This window comes from Rhizobium sp. AN5, assembly GCF_900215255.1.
Taxonomy (GTDB): domain Bacteria; phylum Pseudomonadota; class Alphaproteobacteria; order Rhizobiales; family Rhizobiaceae; genus Agrobacterium; species Agrobacterium tumefaciens.
The window spans coordinates 2823344-2840388 of the sequence record NZ_OCMJ01000004.1 but is presented as its reverse complement, the minus strand read 5'-3'; the positions used below and the strand labels follow the sequence as shown (position 1 = coordinate 2840388).

The 17045-nt window shown below is 59.8% G+C and carries 19 protein-coding genes; 18 read left to right on the top strand and 1 reads right to left on the bottom strand.

Annotation, left to right across the window (positions count from 1 at the left end):
* Positions 1–149 precede the first annotated feature (149 nt).
* From mepA to dapB, 4 genes are all read left to right on the top strand, one after another.
* Positions 150–1199 carry a penicillin-insensitive murein endopeptidase gene (gene mepA / locus CRP02_RS26455; RefSeq protein WP_013635279.1) on the top strand — a complete coding sequence of 350 codons (1050 nt, stop codon included), beginning with the start codon at positions 150–152 and terminating at the stop codon, positions 1197–1199.
* 101 nt (positions 1200–1300) lie between these two features.
* Positions 1301–1684: a methylglyoxal synthase gene (locus tag CRP02_RS26450; protein WP_097101128.1), complete on the top strand. Its 384-nt coding sequence runs from the start codon at positions 1301–1303 to the stop codon at positions 1682–1684.
* Positions 1685–1705: 21 nt separating this feature from the next.
* Entirely contained in the window at positions 1706–2728 is a 1023-nt protein-coding gene (locus CRP02_RS26445) for a glucokinase (RefSeq protein ID WP_065703630.1), read from the top strand.
* Positions 2729–2843: 115 nt separating this feature from the next.
* The gene (gene dapB / locus CRP02_RS26440; RefSeq protein ID WP_097172719.1) at positions 2844–3671 is read left to right on the top strand and encodes a 4-hydroxy-tetrahydrodipicolinate reductase; all 828 of its coding nucleotides are present in this window, start codon (positions 2844–2846) and stop codon (positions 3669–3671) included.
* Between the two features lie 22 nt (positions 3672–3693).
* Here the strand turns inward: dapB and phnF are convergent, their stop codons facing one another.
* On the bottom strand, positions 3694–4431 hold the full coding sequence (gene phnF / locus CRP02_RS26435; protein WP_097172718.1) for a phosphonate metabolism transcriptional regulator PhnF: 738 nt from the start codon (positions 4429–4431) through the stop codon (positions 3694–3696).
* 82 nt (positions 4432–4513) lie between these two features.
* Between phnF and phnG the strand changes: the two genes are divergently transcribed.
* The 14 genes from phnG to phnN all read left to right on the top strand — a co-directional run bounded on the left by phnG (position 4514) and on the right by phnN (position 17032).
* Positions 4514–4975, top strand: coding sequence for a phosphonate C-P lyase system protein PhnG (gene phnG / locus CRP02_RS26430; protein WP_097172717.1), 462 nt, complete (start codon positions 4514–4516; stop codon positions 4973–4975).
* Positions 4975–5583 carry a phosphonate C-P lyase system protein PhnH gene (gene phnH, locus CRP02_RS26425; RefSeq protein WP_179784139.1) on the top strand — a complete coding sequence of 203 codons (609 nt, stop codon included), beginning with the start codon at positions 4975–4977 and terminating at the stop codon, positions 5581–5583. The genes phnG and phnH overlap by 1 nt, the downstream gene beginning before the upstream one ends.
* A gap of 1 nt (position 5584) precedes the next feature.
* A complete protein-coding gene (locus tag CRP02_RS26420) occupies positions 5585–6694 on the top strand; it encodes a carbon-phosphorus lyase complex subunit PhnI (RefSeq protein ID WP_097172715.1) in 1110 nt (369 codons plus the stop codon).
* 133 nt (positions 6695–6827) lie between these two features.
* On the top strand, positions 6828–7730 hold the full coding sequence (locus CRP02_RS26415; protein ID WP_003514490.1) for an alpha-D-ribose 1-methylphosphonate 5-phosphate C-P-lyase PhnJ: 903 nt from the start codon (positions 6828–6830) through the stop codon (positions 7728–7730).
* Positions 7727–8503, top strand: coding sequence for a phosphonate C-P lyase system protein PhnK (phnK, locus tag CRP02_RS26410; RefSeq protein ID WP_003514488.1), 777 nt, complete (start codon positions 7727–7729; stop codon positions 8501–8503). Before CRP02_RS26415 ends, phnK begins: the two co-directional genes overlap by 4 nt.
* A 4-nt stretch (positions 8504–8507) precedes the next feature.
* Positions 8508–9215: a phosphonate C-P lyase system protein PhnL gene (phnL, locus tag CRP02_RS26405; protein ID WP_003514486.1), complete on the top strand. Its 708-nt coding sequence runs from the start codon at positions 8508–8510 to the stop codon at positions 9213–9215.
* On the top strand, positions 9212–9829 hold the full coding sequence (locus tag CRP02_RS26400) for a DapH/DapD/GlmU-related protein (RefSeq protein WP_097172714.1): 618 nt from the start codon (positions 9212–9214) through the stop codon (positions 9827–9829). Before phnL ends, CRP02_RS26400 begins: the two co-directional genes overlap by 4 nt.
* A gap of 236 nt (positions 9830–10065) precedes the next feature.
* Positions 10066–10926, top strand: a complete 861-nt coding sequence (gene phnC / locus CRP02_RS26395) for a phosphonate ABC transporter ATP-binding protein (protein ID WP_003514481.1) — start codon at positions 10066–10068, stop codon at positions 10924–10926.
* Between the two features lie 85 nt (positions 10927–11011).
* Positions 11012–11917, top strand: a complete 906-nt coding sequence (gene phnD, locus CRP02_RS26390) for a phosphonate ABC transporter substrate-binding protein (RefSeq protein WP_003514479.1) — start codon at positions 11012–11014, stop codon at positions 11915–11917.
* Between the two features lie 69 nt (positions 11918–11986).
* Positions 11987–12973, top strand: coding sequence for a phosphonate ABC transporter, permease protein PhnE (gene phnE, locus CRP02_RS26385; RefSeq protein ID WP_013635271.1), 987 nt, complete (start codon positions 11987–11989; stop codon positions 12971–12973).
* Complete coding sequence (phnE, locus tag CRP02_RS26380; protein WP_097172713.1) at positions 12973–14322, top strand: phosphonate ABC transporter, permease protein PhnE; 1350 nt, start codon at positions 12973–12975, stop codon at positions 14320–14322. The genes phnE (CRP02_RS26385) and phnE (CRP02_RS26380) overlap by 1 nt, the downstream gene beginning before the upstream one ends.
* A gap of 267 nt (positions 14323–14589) precedes the next feature.
* Entirely contained in the window at positions 14590–15288 is a 699-nt protein-coding gene (locus CRP02_RS26375; protein ID WP_179784138.1) for a DUF1045 domain-containing protein, read from the top strand.
* A complete protein-coding gene (locus CRP02_RS26370) occupies positions 15285–16421 on the top strand; it encodes an alpha-D-ribose 1-methylphosphonate 5-triphosphate diphosphatase (protein ID WP_097172712.1) in 1137 nt (378 codons plus the stop codon). The genes CRP02_RS26375 and CRP02_RS26370 overlap by 4 nt, the downstream gene beginning before the upstream one ends.
* Positions 16418–17032 carry a phosphonate metabolism protein/1,5-bisphosphokinase (PRPP-forming) PhnN gene (phnN, locus tag CRP02_RS26365; protein WP_179784137.1) on the top strand — a complete coding sequence of 205 codons (615 nt, stop codon included), beginning with the start codon at positions 16418–16420 and terminating at the stop codon, positions 17030–17032. Before CRP02_RS26370 ends, phnN begins: the two co-directional genes overlap by 4 nt.
* Positions 17033–17045: the final 13 nt, after the last annotated feature.

Here is a 17045-nt window from a genome sequence, read left to right as displayed (position 1 = left end):
AAAACAGATGCTCCGGCTCACAAGCTCTTTATTGAGGCCTTTATTCGCATGCCTTGGTGCGGGCGGCTTGAAACATGGTTTCAACAAAATCCCGATCCAGTTTATCCTGAGGGGCGAGAGAATCATTTAGTCGGAACGGGCACGAATATATGACGGCGGGATCATCCAGAGTTTTCAAGGCGGCCATGCTGGCGATTTCGGTCGTTTCGGCGCTCCAGTTGCAGACGCAAATCGCATCGGCCGAGGACAGGCCCGCGAAAGAAGTATTCGGCCATATCGACCTGCCATCTGCGAATAGCTCCCAGCCGATCGGCTCCTATGCAAAGGGATGTCAGTCCGGCGCCATCGCCATGCCCGCGGATGGCCCGACGTGGCAAGCCATGCGCCTTTCCCGCAATCGCAACTGGGGTCAACCGCAGCTCATTTCCTTCCTCGAGCGGTTTTCGCAGGATGCACAGAAAATCGGCTGGCCGGGCCTGTTGCTCGGCGATATCTCACAGCCGCGCGGTGGACCGATGCTGACAGGCCATGCCTCGCACCAGATCGGCCTCGATGTCGATGTGTGGTGGCGGCCCATGCCGAACCCGAGACTGACGGTGCAGCAGCGCGAGACGCTGCCTTTCATTTCCATGCTTGATAAGTCCAAGTTCCTGACGGTCGATGACCGCAAATGGTCGCCGCTCAATGCACGGCTGGTGATGATGGCAGCGAGCTATCCGCAGGTGGAGCGGGTCTTCGTGAACCCGGCAATCAAGCAGAAACTCTGCCAGACATGGACCGGTGACCGCACCTTCATGGGCAAGATCAGGCCAATCTACGGTCACGACGAACATTTCCACATCCGGCTGGAATGCCCGCCCGGCGCGCCCAACTGCAAACCTCAGGCCGAAGTTGGCAAAGGTGACGGTTGCGACAAGTCGCTGGCCTGGTGGTTCACCAAGGAACCATGGGCGCCGCCGAAGAAAGACCCCAATGCCAAGCCGGTGAAACCCCGTCAGGTCATGGTCTCCGATCTGCCCGCAGCCTGTGCCGCCGTGGCCGCCGCCCCATCCGCCAATACGGAAGGTTTTGCTGCACAGGCATATTCCCCGGCCCAGGCCGTGCGCCAGCAAGGCGTGGAACAGATCATCCAGAACGCTCCGGCCATTCAGCCACCTGCGGATATTCCGCTTCCGACCCAGCGCCCGACATTGAACTGAAACAGAAATGCGGCATTAAACAGCTTCCCTTTTCAAATGGGGGCAAGCTGTTATAGAAGGCTTCAAATCGATTTAATTCTTTACGGGAACAGGCTGGGGACATGGCAGGACAACGCTGTATCGCACTCATCGCTCACGACGAGAAAAAAGACGATATGGCGGATTTTGCGCGTCATCACCAAAAGGTGCTTTCCGGCTTCAAGATCGTCGCCACCGGCACCACAGGCGGGCGCGTTCAGGAAGCCTGCCCCGAACTCAGCGTCATCCGCCTCAAAAGCGGCCCACTTGGCGGGGACCAGCAGATCGGTGCGATGATCGCGACCGGTGAGGTCGATATGCTTATCTTCTTCACCGACCCGCTGACGGCGATGCCGCATGATGTGGATGTGAAGGCGCTGACGCGGCTTGCCACGGTTTACGATATTCCCATGGCGCTCAATCGCGCCACCGCAGAAAACCTGATCGACTTCAACCTCGCCGAATGACGCGCCAACATGGAACAGGTAATGCCGAAGACGTCCGATACCGAATATCTTTCCTTTCCGATCCTTCTTGGCGACATCGGCGGCACCAATGCCCGCTTTTCCATTCTGATCGATTCCTTTGCGGAACCGGTGCACCTCACCACCGTGAAAACAGCGGAATATCCGACAATTGACGACGCCATCCAGCAGGCGGTTCTGGACAAGACCTCGCTTCAGCCCGTCTCAACCATCCTTGCGATCGCCGGCCCCATCGAAGGCGACGAAATTCCGCTGACCAACTGCCATTGGGTCGTCAAGCCGAAGGATATGCTGGCCAAACTCGGCCTGAAGGACGTCATCGTCATCAACGACTTCGAGGCGCAGGCGTTGGCTATTGCCGCGCTCGACGACGACAACCGCGATTCTATCGGTTCCGGCAAAAAAGACATGCTGGCATCGCGCGTCGTTCTCGGACCAGGCACAGGCCTTGGCGTTGCCGGTCTGGTTTACGCCCGACATATGTGGTTTCCAGTGCCCGGCGAAGGCGGCCATATCGATATCGGCCCCAGAAGCGCGCGTGACTATGCGGTCTTTCCGCATATCGAGACCATCGAAGGCCGTGTCGCCGGCGAACAGATCCTTTGCGGGCGCGGGCTGGTCAATCTTTACCGGGCCATCTGCACCGCCGATGGCATCGAGCCGATCTTTTCCGATCCGGCCGACATAACCTCGCAGGGGCTTTCGGGCCAGAACCCGCAGGCGAAAGAGACGCTTTCGCTTTTCAGCACCTATCTCGGCCGTGTGGCGGGTGACCTTGCCCTGATCTTCATGGCCAAGGGCGGTGTCTATCTCGCAGGTGGCATTTCGCAGAAAATCGTTCCGGCGCTGAAAAGCCCTGAATTCCGGGCGGCGTTCGAAGACAAGGCGCCGCACAGTGCCCTGATGCGCAGCATTCCCACCTTCGTCGTTACCCATCCACAGGCGGCTCTTTCCGGTCTCGCCACCTACGCGCGCACCCCTTCGGATTTCGGCCTTTCACTCGACGGGCGGCGCTGGAGAGCCTGATCGGCGCTTGGGACAGGCTTGCGAAGCGGGCGGGCGGTCTTTAACGTCGGTGAGATATGGGTCAGTCTATTGAATGGCGACTTTGAACGGCAGGACGTGAAAAGTGAGTGAAGGCATGAGCGGCAGCGATATGAAACTGGTGGTGGTTGGTGCGGCGGGCCGCATGGGACAGGCGCTGATCCGCCTTATTCACCAGACGCCGGGTGTAACGCTGCATGCCGCCGTCGGGCGCGAAGGGTCTGCTTTTGTTGGCCGCGATGCCGGCGAGATTGCCGGTCTCGGACCAATCGGCGTCGAGATCACCAGCGATCCCTTGCAGGCATTCCTGCATGCGGAAGGGGTAATCGACTTCACCTCGCCTGCAACCAGCGTCACTTTCGCCGGTCTCGCCGCGCAGGCCCGCATCGTGCACGTCATCGGCACTACAGGTTGCTCACTGGGCGACGAGGAAAAATTCAAGGCAGCGTCACGCCATGCCCGCATCGTCAAATCGGGCAATATGAGCCTCGGCGTCAATCTGCTCAGCGTTTTGACGCAGCAGGCCGCCAAGGCACTGGATGCGCAGAACTGGGATATCGAAATCCTTGAAATGCACCACAAACACAAGGTGGACGCGCCCTCCGGGACAGCGTTGCTGCTCGGCGAAGCGGCGGCAGCGGGCCGCAAGGTCGATCTCGCCACCTCCTCCGTTCGCGTGCGTGACGGGCATACGGGTGCGCGTGAAGCAGGCACAATCGGTTTTGCGACGCTGCGCGGCGGCTCGGTGATCGGCGAACATTCGGTGATCTTCGCTGGCGAGGGAGAGCGCGTCGAGCTTTCCCACTACGCCGGCGACCGCTCCATCTTCGCACGCGGCGCGATTGCGGCGGCGGTCTGGGCCTTCGACAAGAAGCCGGGCTTCTATTCCATGCTGGATGTTCTCGGCCTTTCGCAGGCAGAATAACGCTTCAGTCTATGTCTGCGCCTTAATTTTCCACCGTAAACTCAACCGTATCTGCCGAGAACCGGCTGATGGCATATTGCACGGGAATGCCGTCCATATCCGCGTTCAGCGCCTGGGTGACGAGCAGTATTGCGCCCGGCGACAATTCGAGATCGGCCAGATCCTGCGTATCAGCGTGGCTCGCGGAAATGACGGTAGAGATGCGCACATAATCCGCGACGCCCAGCATTTCGAAGGCGGCGGTGATCGACCCACTTTTTTGATAGGCTTCCCCTATCCCTGAAAAACGGTCCGCCGGAAACCACGTGGTCGAGCAGGAAACCGGCCGGCTGTCGGCCTTTCGCAGGGTTTCCAGACGCACAAGCGGCGCACCCGGCTGCAATTGCAGCCGTGCCGCCAGGTCGGCATTTGCCGGCTCGGTGGTGTGGGAAAGAAGCAGCGCCTGCATATCCTTCACCTGATCGCTGATACCGGCCGTGAACCGCGTGCGCAGTGAAATCGGAAAGCTCAGTCGTTCCTTGCGCGCAATCATCGTGCCGCGCCCCTGCCTCGCCTCGAGAATGCCTTCGCTTGCCAGCGCGGCAATGGCGCTCCTGACGGTATGGCGGTTGACACCGAATTTTTCGGCCAGCGTCATTTCTGGCGGCAACATGCCGGTTTCGTCGTGATCGCCCGCTGCGATCTCGCCCCTGATCCTGTCGGCGATCTGTCGCCAGAGCGCCACGCCGTTCTTTCTTTTCATCGCTGCCGAAGGGCTCATGTCACACGCTTGTCATTCATCGACGTTAATTGTAACTTATATTGTATAGTTGTCTATATCAATAGACATTAGAGGTCAAGCGATGATTAACGAAGCTGCGAATTTACATGCGGAAAGGAAACGGGTGGCAGCACTTCTTGCCCGCGCCACCGTTCAGGAACTTGAGGCGGTCTGGAGCCGGCAGGATGCCAGCCCGCAGACGGAAAACGTGCGGGGGCCTGAAACCGGCCTCGTGATGGTCAAGGGCCGTATAGGCGGCGGCGGTGCGCCTTTTAATCTGGGCGAAACCACCGTGACCCGGGCAACCGTGAAGCTTGCATCCGGCACCGTCGGCCATGCGCATGTGCTCGGCACCGGTCGCAAGAAGGCCTGGTACGCTGCGGTTTTCGATGCGCTCTGGCAGGAAAACCCGACACGCGGCTTCATCGAGACCGAGCTTCTTTCACCGGTCGAAAAAAGACTGGCCGAGGAGAAAGACCGGAAAACGAAAGAAACAGCCGCAACTCGTGTGGATTTCTTCACCATGGTTCGAGGAGAGGATTGATGGGCGTGAAAGCGGAAGCATTGACGGGCGGTTTTTCCGACGCCGTTTTCGATTCACAGCGAATCTTCAAGAAGCTCATGGACGGCATGGCCCGGCCAGGCACAGCGCAAACGATCGAAACAACAGTTGCCCCGCCGCTGCCGCTTGGTGCGGCCAGCGGCGCCGTTCTTCTTGCACTTTGCGACCATGACACGCCGGTCTGGCTGAGCGGCGCGCTACGCAAAACCACGGTGCCGGGATGGATCGGATTTCACACCGGGGCGGTTACAACAGAGGAAAAAAGCGCGGCGCATTTCGCCGTCATTGAGGCGGGAAGCGCAATTGCCTCTTTCGGTCTCTTTGCCCAGGGCAGTCAGGAATACCCCGACCGTTCCACGACGGTCATCATTGAATTGCCCGATCTTGACGGCGGACGGGAACTGCTGCTGTCCGGCCCCGGCATCCGCCATATCAACATCATCAGCCCATCCGGCCTGCCGGACATATTCCCGAGGCTATGGACGGAAAACAACGCCATCTTCCCGCGCGGCATCGACGTCATCCTGACGGCTGGCGACAAATTCGTCTGCCTGCCGCGCACGACGCGCATTCAACCCGTGGAGGCATAAGATGTATGTTGCTGTCAAAGGCGGGGAAACCGCCATCGCCAACGCCCACCGGCTTCTGGCCGACAAGCGGCGCGGAGACCGCGACCTGCCCGCCATGACGGTGGCGCAGATCGTTTCGCAGCTTTCGCTCGCCGTTGACCGGGTCATGGCGGAGGCTTCGCTTTACGACCAGTCGCTGGCCGCCCTTGCCGTCAAGCAGTCTTGCGGCGACATGATAGAAGCGATTTTCCTGCTGCGCGCCTACCGCACGACCCTGCCCCGTTTCGGCTATTCTGTTCCCGTGGATACTGCGAAGATGACGGTCCAACGGCGCGTTTCGGCGACCTACAAGGATTTGCCTGGCGGGCAATTGCTGGGACCGACCTTCGATTACACCCACCGCCTGCTTGATCCCTCGCTGCTGGAGGACGGAGCTGTCGAGATCCCTGCCATCCGTGAAGGCGAGACAGAATACGTCATGCGCGTATCCGACATTCTCGCCCAAGAAGGCTTGATCGAAAGTGACGGCGACATGCCGGATGACCACGTTGCCGGCGATCTGACACGCGAACCGATAGAGTTTCCGATGGCGCGCGACCTGCGCCTGCAATCGCTTGCACGCGGCGACGAGGGTTTTCTTCTGGCGCTCGCCTATTCCACGCAACGCGGTTACGGCCGTACACACCCCTTCGTCGGCGAAATCCGCATCGGCGAGGTGGAGATCGAGCTAGATGTCCCCGAACTCGGCTTTGCCGTATCGCTCGGCGACATCAAGGTCACCGAATGCCAGATGGTCAACCAGTTCAAGGGCTCTGCCAAGGCACCTCCGCAATTCACCCGCGGTTACGGTCTGGTGTTCGGCCAGAGCGAGCGCAAGGCGATGGCCATGTCGCTGGTCGACCGTGCGCTACGCGCCGGTGAATTCGGTGAGGATGTGGTTGCTCCGGCGCAGGATGAGGAATTCGTCATCTCACACGCCGACAATGTGCAGGCGACAGGCTTTGTCGAACATCTGAAACTGCCGCATTACGTGGATTTTCAGGCCGAACTGGGCCTGGTGCGCAAGATGCGCGCCGATTTCGACGCGGCCGACACCCATGCCGGGGAATGGATGAGCGATGCCGCCGAATAAATCAGCGACTGTGCTGCTCGCCGAACCAATAGGCGCAAAAGACGGTCAATGCTGCAAAAGCGGCAAAGAACACGGCTGCAAGAATTCCAATCTCCATGAGCTTGTACTCCTTTTTTCGCAAGGTTAACGCGCAATGCTTAAAGAAGTTTCATTCGACGACGGGCTGGCTGCCTACAACTTCGCCTATCTGGACGAACAGACCAAGCGGATGATCCGCCGGGCGATCCTGAAGGCAATTGCCATTCCCGGTTATCAGGTTCCCTTCGCTTCCCGTGAAATGCCCATGCCTTACGGCTGGGGCACCGGCGGTGTGCAGGTGACCGCCGCCATCCTCGGGCCAGACGATGTCCTGAAGGTTATCGACCAGGGCGCTGACGACACCACAAACGCCGTTTCCATCCGCGCCTTCTTCCAGAAAGTCGCTGATGTCGCCGTCACCACCCGCACCAAGGATGCAACCATCATCCAGACGCGGCACCGCATTCCCGAAGAAGAACTGCATTCGGGGCAGGTCCTTGTCTATCAGGTTCCCATTCCCGAGCCCTTGCGGTTCCTCGAGCCGCGTGAGACCGAGACCCGCGTCATGCATGCGCTGGAGGAATACGGCCTGATGCACGTCAAGCTTTATGAGGATATCGCCCGCAACGGCCGTATCTCCACCACCTATGCCTATCCGGTGAAGGTTGCGGGGCGCTATGTGATGGACCCCTCGCCGACCCCGAAATTCGACAATCCGAAAATGCACCTGTCGGACGCCCTGCAATTGTTCGGGGCCGGGCGCGAAAAGCGCATCTATGCCGTGCCACCCTATACGGATGTCGTCAGCCTGGATTTCGAGGATCATCCGTTTGAAATCCAGAGCTTCGACAAGCCCTGCGCGCTGTGCGGCGGGGAGAATGTCTATCTGGACGAGGTGGTGCTGGACGACAAGGGCGGGCGGATGTTCGTCTGCTCCGATACCGACCATTGCGAAGACCGCCGCGCCCATGGCCACAAGGGCCATTTGCTGGCGGATGTGAAGGAGGCCGCAGAATGAGCGACGCACCGCTTCTGAAAGTCAGGGACGTTTCGAAATATTACGGCGACCGCGCCGGTTGCCGCAACGTCTCCTTCGAGCTTTATCCGGGCGAGGTTCTGGCAATCGTCGGTGAATCCGGCTCCGGCAAGACCACGCTTCTCAACTGCATTTCCACACGGCTCGTGCCGACGGCTGGCAGCGTGGAATATCGCATGCGCGATGGCTCGGTGCGAGACCTCTATCATATGGGCGAGGCCGAACGGCGTTTCCTGATGCGGACAGACTGGGGTTTCGTGCACCAGAACCCAGCGGATGGACTGCGCATGGCGGTTTCGGCGGGCGCCAATGTCGGCGAGCGGCTTATGGCTGTCGGTAACCGGCATTACGGCAATATCCGGCAATCAGCCAGCGAGTGGCTGGAGCGGGTGGAAATCGGCACAGACCGCATTGACGACCAGCCGCGCGCCTTTTCCGGCGGCATGCGTCAGCGTCTGCAGATTGCCCGCAACCTGGTGACCTCACCGCGCCTCGTCTTCATGGACGAACCGACCGGCGGCCTCGATGTCTCGGTGCAGGCACGCCTGCTCGATCTCGTGCGTGGTCTCGTCAACGATCTCGGCCTCGCCGTTATCGTCGTCACCCATGATCTGGCGGTCGCGCGGCTGCTTTCCCATCGCATGATGGTGATGAAGGGTGGTGACGTCATCGAACACGGTCTGACAGACCGGGTGCTGGATGATCCGCGCGAACCCTACACGCAATTGCTTGTTTCCTCCATTTTGCAGGTTTGACGCCATGCCGACGCCCCTTATCGTTTCGGAAGTCTTCAAAAGCTTCACCATGCATCTTCGCGATGGCATCGAACTGCCTGTTGTCCGCGATGTCAGTTTCTCCGTGTCCGGCGGTGAATGTGTCGTGCTCGGCGGCCCGTCCGGCATCGGCAAAAGCTCGATCCTGAAAATGCTCTATGGCAATTATGCCATCGACAGCGGCCAGATCCTCATCCGCCACGAGGATCAGGTCATCGACATGGGCAGCGCCTCGCCGCGCACCATCCTCGAGATTCGCCATCGCACCATCGGGTATGTCAGCCAGTTTCTGCGCACCGTGCCGCGCGTTCCGGCGATCGACGTCGTCGCCGAGCCGCTTTTTGCGCGCAAGGTTGCCGCGGAAGAGGCCCGCGAGCAGGCAGCCGTTCTGCTTTCGAAACTCAACCTGCCACGGGAACTGTGGTCGCTGCCGCCAGCAACCTTTTCCGGCGGCGAGCAGCAGCGCGTCAACATCGCACGCGGTTTCATCACCGATCACGCGATCCTGCTTCTCGATGAACCGACCGCATCCCTGGATGCCGCCAACCGACGGGTGGTCGTGGAGATGATCGCCGAAAAGAAGCGCAAAGGGACCGCCTTGCTCGGTATTTTCCATGACGAGGAAGTGCGGGAAGCCGTGGCCGATCGCGTTCTGGATGTCTCGCAATTCTCCCCCCGGAAGGCAGCGGCATGAGTGTGAAGGTCGGTCTCGAACCTGTTGTCCACGAAAGTGCCCGCGTCACCAATTCATCGATCGGCCGCTATACCGAAATTTCGGAACGCTGCCGCATCGAGGAAGTGGAGATGGGCGACTATTCCTATGTCATGCAGGACGGTGCGATCTGGTGCGCCACCATCGGCAAATTCGTCAACATCGCCGCATCCGTCCGCATCAACGCCACCAATCATCCGATGTCGCGCGCCACACTTCACCATTTCACCTACCGTGCCCGCAGCTATTGGGACGACGCCGAAGATGAAAATGACTTCTTCGCCGCCCGCCGCGCCAAGCGCGTGGTGATCGGCCACGATGTCTGGATCGGCCATGGCGCGACCATCCTGCCAGGCGTCACAATCGGAAACGGTGCGGTAATCGGGGCCGGTGCGGTCGTGTCGAAAGACGTTGCGCCCTATACCATCGTCGGCGGCGTACCCGCCCGGCTGATCAGGAACCGCTTCCCGGCGGACCTTGGCCGGCGCATGGACGATCTCAAATGGTGGGACTGGGACCACGCAACGCTGCGCGGCGCATTGGACGATTTCCGCACCCTCGCCGCCGAGGATTTCGTGGCGAAATACGCCGGGTAAATCGCCCCACACCGAAGAAACTGCAGATTCCGGGGTCATGCTCCGGGGTCTCCCTAACCATGTCTGCGAGACACAGCGCGGGCTTCAAGCCCTTGGCACGACTACTAAAAGGTTCGCAGGCGACTACGCGCACGCCTTATCTGCGCATTCTGTAATATTTTCTTCATCAAACTGACATTCACGCTTCACGCACCGCTGTTAGGTCGAACCCCATCAGAAGAAGATTGGACGGGGAAATGAGCTTTCACCTGAAGCAAGTCACGCGCCGTTTCGGCAACCACACTGCGGTCGATTCCGTGAATGTGGAAATTCCGCAAGGCCAGATGGTTGGCGTGATCGGACGTTCTGGCGCAGGAAAGTCAACGCTGCTGCGCATGATCAACCGCCTCGTCGATCCCTCCTCGGGTTCCATTCATTTCAACGACACGGAAGTCTCGTCGCTGAAGGGTGCCGCCCTGCGTAACTGGCAGCGCGACTGCGCGATGATCTTCCAGCAGTTCAATCTGGTGCCGCGTCTCGACGTGCTCACCAATGTCATGCTCGGCCGCCTGAACCACCGTTCGACCGTGCTCAGCCTTTTCAACATCTTCACGGATGAAGAGCGCCTGATGGCGATTGCCGCCCTCGAGCGGCTCGGCATCGAGCACGTAGCCATGCAGGCGGCGGGCACGCTTTCCGGCGGCCAGCAGCAGCGCGTCGCTATCGCCCGGGCACTAATGCAGTCTCCGAAGATGGTTCTCGCAGACGAGCCGATCGCCTCTCTCGATCCCCTGAACGCCAAGATCGTCATGGACGCCCTGCGCGACATCAACGAGCGTGAAGGCATCACCGTCATCACCAATCTGCATACGCTGGATACGGCGCGCAATTATTGCGAACGCATCATCGGCATGTCGCAGGGTCGAGTCGTTTTCGACGGAACGCCCGCCGAACTGACGGCGGCGGCGGTCACGGAGATTTACGGCACGGATTCACACGGCGCCGGCATCGACGAGACCATGACCTCGACCAGCATCAATATTCCCGGCGCGCAGCTTGCCGCGCGTCCGGTTCAGCAATCTGCCGGTCCCGAACCGCTGGCTCTCGCCGGGCTCTGAGGAACCGCTCAGCATCGTTTGCGCCCGCGTCAAGGGCCGATACTTCACAACAAACTCCGGCTCGCCGGGAAACAGGAGAAAGTCCATGTTGAAGAAAATCCTTCTTTCGGCAGTCGCCCTTGGCGTTCTGGCCGGTTCGGCCATGGCTCAGGACGTCAAGGTCCTACGTATCGGTCTCGACGGTTCGGAAAATGAAGCCGACCAGATCCGCAACACGAAGTGCGTTGCCGATGGCCTCAAGGCTGCAACCGGCGTTTCCGAAGTTCAGGTTTTCCCGTCGCCGGACTATAACGGCGTTATCCAGGGCCTGCTCGGCGGCACCATCGACATTGCCTCCATGGGCGCTTCTTCCTACGCCAAGATCGCCATTGCCGATCCCAAGGCCGTCGATCCGATCCTGACCTATACCGGCTCTGACGGTTCCAGCGGCTACTACACGATCATGGTTGCCCGCAAGGACAGCGGCATCAAGTCTCTGGCTGACGCCAAGGGCAAGAAGATCGGCTTCGCCGACCCTGACTCCACCTCCGGCTTCCTCGTCCCGAACGTATCGATCCCGAAGGAAACCGGCGTTCCGGTCAAGGAATATTTCTCCGAAACCGGCTTCGGCGGCGGCCATGAGAACCTTGTTCTCGCCGTTCTCGATAAAAAGTTCGACGTCGGCACGACATTCGGTTCGGGCGTCGGCAAGTGGGAAGAAGGCTACTCCGGCGGCAACCTTCACCAGATGGTCAAGAAGGGCAACCTCGACATGGACGATATCGTTCAGGTCTGGAAGTCCCCGCTGATCCCGAACGGTCCGCTTCTCGTTGCCAACAAGATCGGTGACAGCATGAAGCAGAAGGTCGAAGACTTCTTCATGGAACTGCCGAAGAAGGATCTCGCCTGCTTCCAGGGTTACACCCAGGGCAAGAACACTGCCTACATCAAGGTCGACCCGGCTTTCTACCAGACGATCATCGACGCCCGTAAGTCCGTTATCGGCGGCTGATCCTCAGATCATATCCAGAAGCGGCGGTGCCTTGCGGCATCGCCGCTTTTGCCAATAAAGGAAAGCGGCATGGCGACCACACTGCAACATGGTACCCTCACGCCCGAGGGATTGAGCGCATCGTCCCGAACGGTGATGCGTCATTATCAACAGCAGCTTAGGACACGGCGGATTTATACCGTTATGTCGCTCGTTATATTCCTCATCGTCCTTGCCGCCTCACTGAATTTCGCCAATGAGGCCAATTCGGGCAAGTTCTTCGAGCGCCTGCCATATTTTTTCGACTTCATGAAAACATTCGTGCCGGATAGTCCCCTGGAGGTCTTCCGGGCGATGTTCGACCTGCCGTCGCCCTATGACAACGGTTCGCTGAAATACAACTATGTCGCGGATCGCGTTTACATCACCAACGGTTTCTACATACCGCATTTCATCTATCAGCTGATCATCACGCTCAACATCGCGCTGGTCTCGACGATAATAGGCACGACCTTCGCCTTTGTGCTGTGCTTCTTTGCCTCCACCAACCTTATCGGTGCCGGCCTCGTGCGCTGGGTGGTACGCCGGGTAATGGAGATCCTGCGCGCCTTTCCGGAGATCGTCGTCGCCGGATTGCTGACTGCGATCTTATCGATCGGGCCGATCGCGGCGATCATCGCGATTTCCGTGCACACCATCGGGGCTCTGGGGAAGCTATTCTTCGAAGTCGTGGAAAATGCCGACATGAAGGCGGATGAAGGTCTCCGTGCCGCGGGTGCCAACTGGCTGGAGCGGGTGCGCTTTGCCATCGTGCCGCAGGTCCTGCCCAATTTCGTATCCTACGCCTTGCTGCGTGCCGAAATCAACGTGCGCGCCTCGACCATCATCGGCGCCGTTGGTGGTGGCGGCATTGGCGAGGTCTTCCGGCTGTCGATCGGTAACGATCACGCCTCCAAGACCTATGCCATCATCATCCTGCTGCTGATCACCATCATCGCTGTCGACCAGTTTTCCAGCTGGTTGCGCCGCAGGCTGATCGGCCATCAATCCTTCGAATTCGGACGGGGAGCGGCCTGATGTCGTCCAGCTTCATTCTCAATACCGCAGACCGCGAGAGGCTGACGGCCGCACATCCCGCAATTTTCAATCGCGGTTTCATGCAGCGATACGGCCTGCTGACCGGTATTGTCGCCGTCCTCGTCTATCTCACCGCCTGCTTTTTCTTCTTCAATGTCGGCCCCGCTTTCATGCAGGGCCGATGGGATCGCGCTTCGAGCTACATTCAGGACTGGTATTCCTGGCGGGCCCAGCCACGCCTTCGTTTCGAAGACGGCAAGGTGAACCCCCAGTGGTCAAGCCGCATGCAATATCCCACCGATGCGCCGATTGACTGGCTGCAACCCTTGCCGGATGGTGGCTACAGCGTTGTTTATGCGGGCACGCAAAACCGTCTCGACGTAACGCCGACCCGGGTGGACGTCTATGTCGACGGCAAGAACTATCCCGTCGTCATCAATGGCGACAAGGCTCTGGCGCCTGAGGTCCTGCCGCAAGAGATCACGCAGGACGGCAACAAGGTTCTCGTGCATTACGGTTTTGCCGGACAGGCGGAAATCCGCACCAGTCAGGTTTACGTGCAGCGGCGGTTCCTCGGGTGGGCGAACTTCCTGTTCGATACCAAATCGGAATTCTGGGGCAAGGGCTACGGCGACCTTGCCGCGCTGGCGCTGTGGGGGGAAAGGCTCGATCCCACGCGCTCCAACATCAGCCACATGGTCGATGATTTCCTCGACAATGGTGTCTGGCAGCACGCCGATATTCTTTCCAAGCTGATGCAGACGCTGGTGATGGCCTTTGTGGGCACGCTGTTCGGCACGCTCGTTGCCCTGCCGCTCGCCTTTCTCGCCGCACGCAATATCACCGCCAACAGGGCCGCCAACTGGGGCATGAAGCGTCTGTTCGACTTCCTCCGCTCGATCGACATGCTGATCTGGGCGCTGTTCTTTACCCGCAGCTTCGGCCCGGGACCGATCCCCGGCATTGCCGCGATCTTCTTCACCGATACCGGCGCGCTCGGCAAGGTCTATGCCGAGGCGCTGGAGAATGTTGACGACAAGCAGCGCGAGGGCGTCAAATCGGTTGGCGCTTCCCCCATTGCCGTCAATCGTTTCGGCGTGCTTCCGCAGGTCCTGCCGGTCTTTATTTCCCAGTCGCTTTATTTCTGGGAAAGCAATACCCGTTCCGCCACGATCATCGGTGCGGTTGGCGCTGGCGGCATCGGTTTGAAACTGCTGGAAGCGATGGGTACCAATGCCGACTGGGACAAGGTCGCTTATATGGTCCTTCTCATTCTCTTCGTGGTTTTCCTGTTCGACCACATCTCGAATTCCCTGCGGTCGCGTCTGATCGGGAAAACCCAGCACTAAGTGATGAAACAGAGGCGGGGTTTCGCTATCCCGCTCCCTGAGACCTGCGCAAAACCGGAACCTTTTTGCAAAAGCCCGACACATCCCTTCAATGTGCCAGCATCCGTCTTCCGGACATTCGAGAGACACGCGGCGTTTCAAGCGCTTTTTTTCCTGGGGCATCATCATTCTGTCACGGAAAGCGATTACCTCGCACTCCTGACCTTGCGGGAAGCGGGCGAGTCACGCCAAATAGCTTTTCATCCAGGTTTTCCATGATACCGAAGAGTGCTTGCCGTGCGCTACGCCATCTATTTTTCTCCGGCTAAAGATCATCCACTGACTGAAGCGGCGTCGCGCTGGCTGGGACGCAATGCGTTTTCCGGCGCCCAACATGATGACCATGCCGCCTATGCGGAGATGACGGAAGAGCCGCGCCGTTACGGTTTCCACGCGACGCTGAAAGCCCCCTTCGAGCTTGCCGAAAAATACAGCGAAGCGGATCTCGTCGCCGCCCTCGAACAGTTTGCGGCCAGCCAATCCGTCTTCGATATTCCGCGTGTTGTCATCGGCGCACTCGGGCCGTTTTTCGCGCTCGTTCCGGATCGCACCTACCAGCCGCTGCAGGATTTTGCCGCTGAGATCGTCGACCATTTCGACCGGTTTCGCGCGCCCCTGTCCGAGACCGACATTGCCCGCCGGCGCCCGCAAAACCTGACGGAAAGCCAGCGGCAAAATCTGTCGCTCTGGGGTTATCCGCATGTCATGGACGACTTCCGCTTTCATATGACGCTGACGGGCCGCATCGACGAAAGCGACGCGCCCGCTGTCCAGGATGTGCTTTCGACCCGGTTTTCCGAGTTCGTCGACCAGCCTCTCACCATTTCCGGCCTCGCTTTGTTCGTTGAGGAAACGCGCGGCGCACCATTTATCGTTCATCGCTGGCACCCGCTTGGCCAGCCGCCAAAGAAAGATGCTGACCCATGACCGAGCACGCCCTTTCCAACGCCCGTATCGTTCTGGAAGACGATATTATTGTGGGATCCGTTCTGATCCGTGACGGCAAGATCGCCGATATCAGCGAAGGCGCCTCCAAAACCGGTGAGGATCTCGAAGGCGATTTCCTCATCCCGGGTCTGGTGGAACTGCACACCGACCATCTGGAACAGCACTATTCGCCGCGTCCCGGGGTTATCTGGGATAAGATCGCCGCCATTCAGGCTCACGATGCGCAGGTCGCATCATCAGGCATTACCACTGTTTTCGACTGCCTGCGGCTCGGCTCCGACGAAGATGGCGGGTTCAAGAAGGGCGAGATGCGGGAAATGGCGGATGCCATTGAAACCGCTGCCGATCAGAACCGCCTGCGGGCAGATCACCTGCTGCACCTGCGCTGTGAAGTTGCCTCCGCCGATGTGCTCGAGCATTTCGAAGATTTTGAGACCGATCCGCGTGTGCGGCTGATTTCGATGATGGACCACTCCCCGGGGCAGCGCCAGTTCCAGTCGATGGACCAATATATATTCTATTACCAGAAGAAGCGCGGACTGAGCGACGAGGCTTTCGCCGAGTTCGTCAGACGCCGGCAGACGGCATCGGCGGAGTTTTCTGCTAAGCACCGGGATTACCTGGCGGCCCGCTGCGCCGAGCGCGGCATAACAGTTGCAAGTCATGACGACGCTACAGAAGCGCATGTGGGCGAAGCGATCGGGCACGGCGTGAAACTCGCGGAGTTCCCCACCAGCGTCGAGGCGGCAAAGGCTTCGCACAGCGCCGGCATGAGCGTGCTGATGGGCGCACCGAACATCGTTCGCGGCAAGTCCCATTCCGGCAACATCGCCGCCCGTGATCTTGCCGAACTTGGCGTGCTGGATGTTCTCTCTTCCGACTATGTGCCGTTCAGCCTGCTTTACGCGCCGTTCCTGCTCGCCGACCAGGTGGAAGCCATCACTCTGCCGGAAGCGCTGCGCATGGTCACCTCCACGCCGGCACGAACGGTGGGCCTTCGCGATCGCGGCAGCATCGCAACGGGATTGCGGGCCGATCTGGTCCGAGTTCACCGTGAGGACGGCGTTCCCGTCGCCCGCTCGGTCTGGCGTCAGGGCAAACGTGTGGCATGACCGGCAACGGACAGGATAGCCGGCTTGACGGCCAGACGCTGGGTACGGTGCACGGAACCATGATCGTAATTGTCGGCCCGAGTGGGGCCGGCAAGGACACGCTGATGGATTATGCGGCAGCGCAGCTGTCCGGGCGGCCGGGCTTCCATTTCACCCGCCGGGTCATTACCCGCAGCGGCGATGCCGGCGGCGAAAATCACGATGCGGTTTCCATGCACGAGTTCAACCGGCTGGAAGAGGAAGGTGCTTTTGCCGTTTCCTGGCAGGCGCACGGGCTGAAATATGGCATTCCGGCCGCCGTCTATCGCCATCTTAATGCGGGAGACGTGGTCATCGCCAACGGCTCCCGCTCGGCCCTGCCCCAGTTCGGCACCGCGTTTGCCCGCCTCAAGGTCGTGAACATCGTTGCACGGCCGGACGTGCTGGCGAAGCGGCTGGAGCAGCGCGGGCGGGAAAGCCGGGAGGATATTCTCCGGCGGCTGGAACGCAGTTCGCTGACAGTCGTCGGGGATTTCGACGTGACAACGGTGGACAATAGCGGTGCCATGGAAGATGCGGGCAAAACCATCATGCAGGTGCTGGAGCAGAGCGCCTGCCACCGCCACATTTAAACTCCACAGGCCG

Coding starts and splice junctions, on each gene's coding strand:
- phnK (WP_003514488.1), top strand. CDS start 7,727: ATGAGCGACGCACCGCTTCTGAAAGTCAGGGACGTTTCGAAATATTAC.
- phnC (WP_003514481.1), top strand. CDS start 10,066: ATGAGCTTTCACCTGAAGCAAGTCACGCGCCGTTTCGGCAACCACACT.
- phnL (WP_003514486.1), top strand. CDS start 8,508: ATGCCGACGCCCCTTATCGTTTCGGAAGTCTTCAAAAGCTTCACCATG.
- CRP02_RS26445 (WP_065703630.1), top strand. CDS start 1,706: ATGCCGAAGACGTCCGATACCGAATATCTTTCCTTTCCGATCCTTCTT.
- CRP02_RS26415 (WP_003514490.1), top strand. CDS start 6,828: ATGCTTAAAGAAGTTTCATTCGACGACGGGCTGGCTGCCTACAACTTC.
- phnN (WP_179784137.1), top strand. CDS start 16,418: ATGACCGGCAACGGACAGGATAGCCGGCTTGACGGCCAGACGCTGGGT.
- phnH (WP_179784139.1), top strand. CDS start 4,975: ATGGGCGTGAAAGCGGAAGCATTGACGGGCGGTTTTTCCGACGCCGTT.
- phnF (WP_097172718.1), bottom strand. CDS start 4,431: ATGAGCCCTTCGGCAGCGATGAAAAGAAAGAACGGCGTGGCGCTCTGG.
- CRP02_RS26400 (WP_097172714.1), top strand. CDS start 9,212: ATGAGTGTGAAGGTCGGTCTCGAACCTGTTGTCCACGAAAGTGCCCGC.
- mepA (WP_013635279.1), top strand. CDS start 150: ATGACGGCGGGATCATCCAGAGTTTTCAAGGCGGCCATGCTGGCGATT.
- CRP02_RS26450 (WP_097101128.1), top strand. CDS start 1,301: ATGGCAGGACAACGCTGTATCGCACTCATCGCTCACGACGAGAAAAAA.
- phnG (WP_097172717.1), top strand. CDS start 4,514: ATGATTAACGAAGCTGCGAATTTACATGCGGAAAGGAAACGGGTGGCA.
- dapB (WP_097172719.1), top strand. CDS start 2,844: ATGAGCGGCAGCGATATGAAACTGGTGGTGGTTGGTGCGGCGGGCCGC.
- CRP02_RS26420 (WP_097172715.1), top strand. CDS start 5,585: ATGTATGTTGCTGTCAAAGGCGGGGAAACCGCCATCGCCAACGCCCAC.
- phnE (WP_013635271.1), top strand. CDS start 11,987: ATGGCGACCACACTGCAACATGGTACCCTCACGCCCGAGGGATTGAGC.
- CRP02_RS26370 (WP_097172712.1), top strand. CDS start 15,285: ATGACCGAGCACGCCCTTTCCAACGCCCGTATCGTTCTGGAAGACGAT.
- phnE (WP_097172713.1), top strand. CDS start 12,973: ATGTCGTCCAGCTTCATTCTCAATACCGCAGACCGCGAGAGGCTGACG.
- phnD (WP_003514479.1), top strand. CDS start 11,012: ATGTTGAAGAAAATCCTTCTTTCGGCAGTCGCCCTTGGCGTTCTGGCC.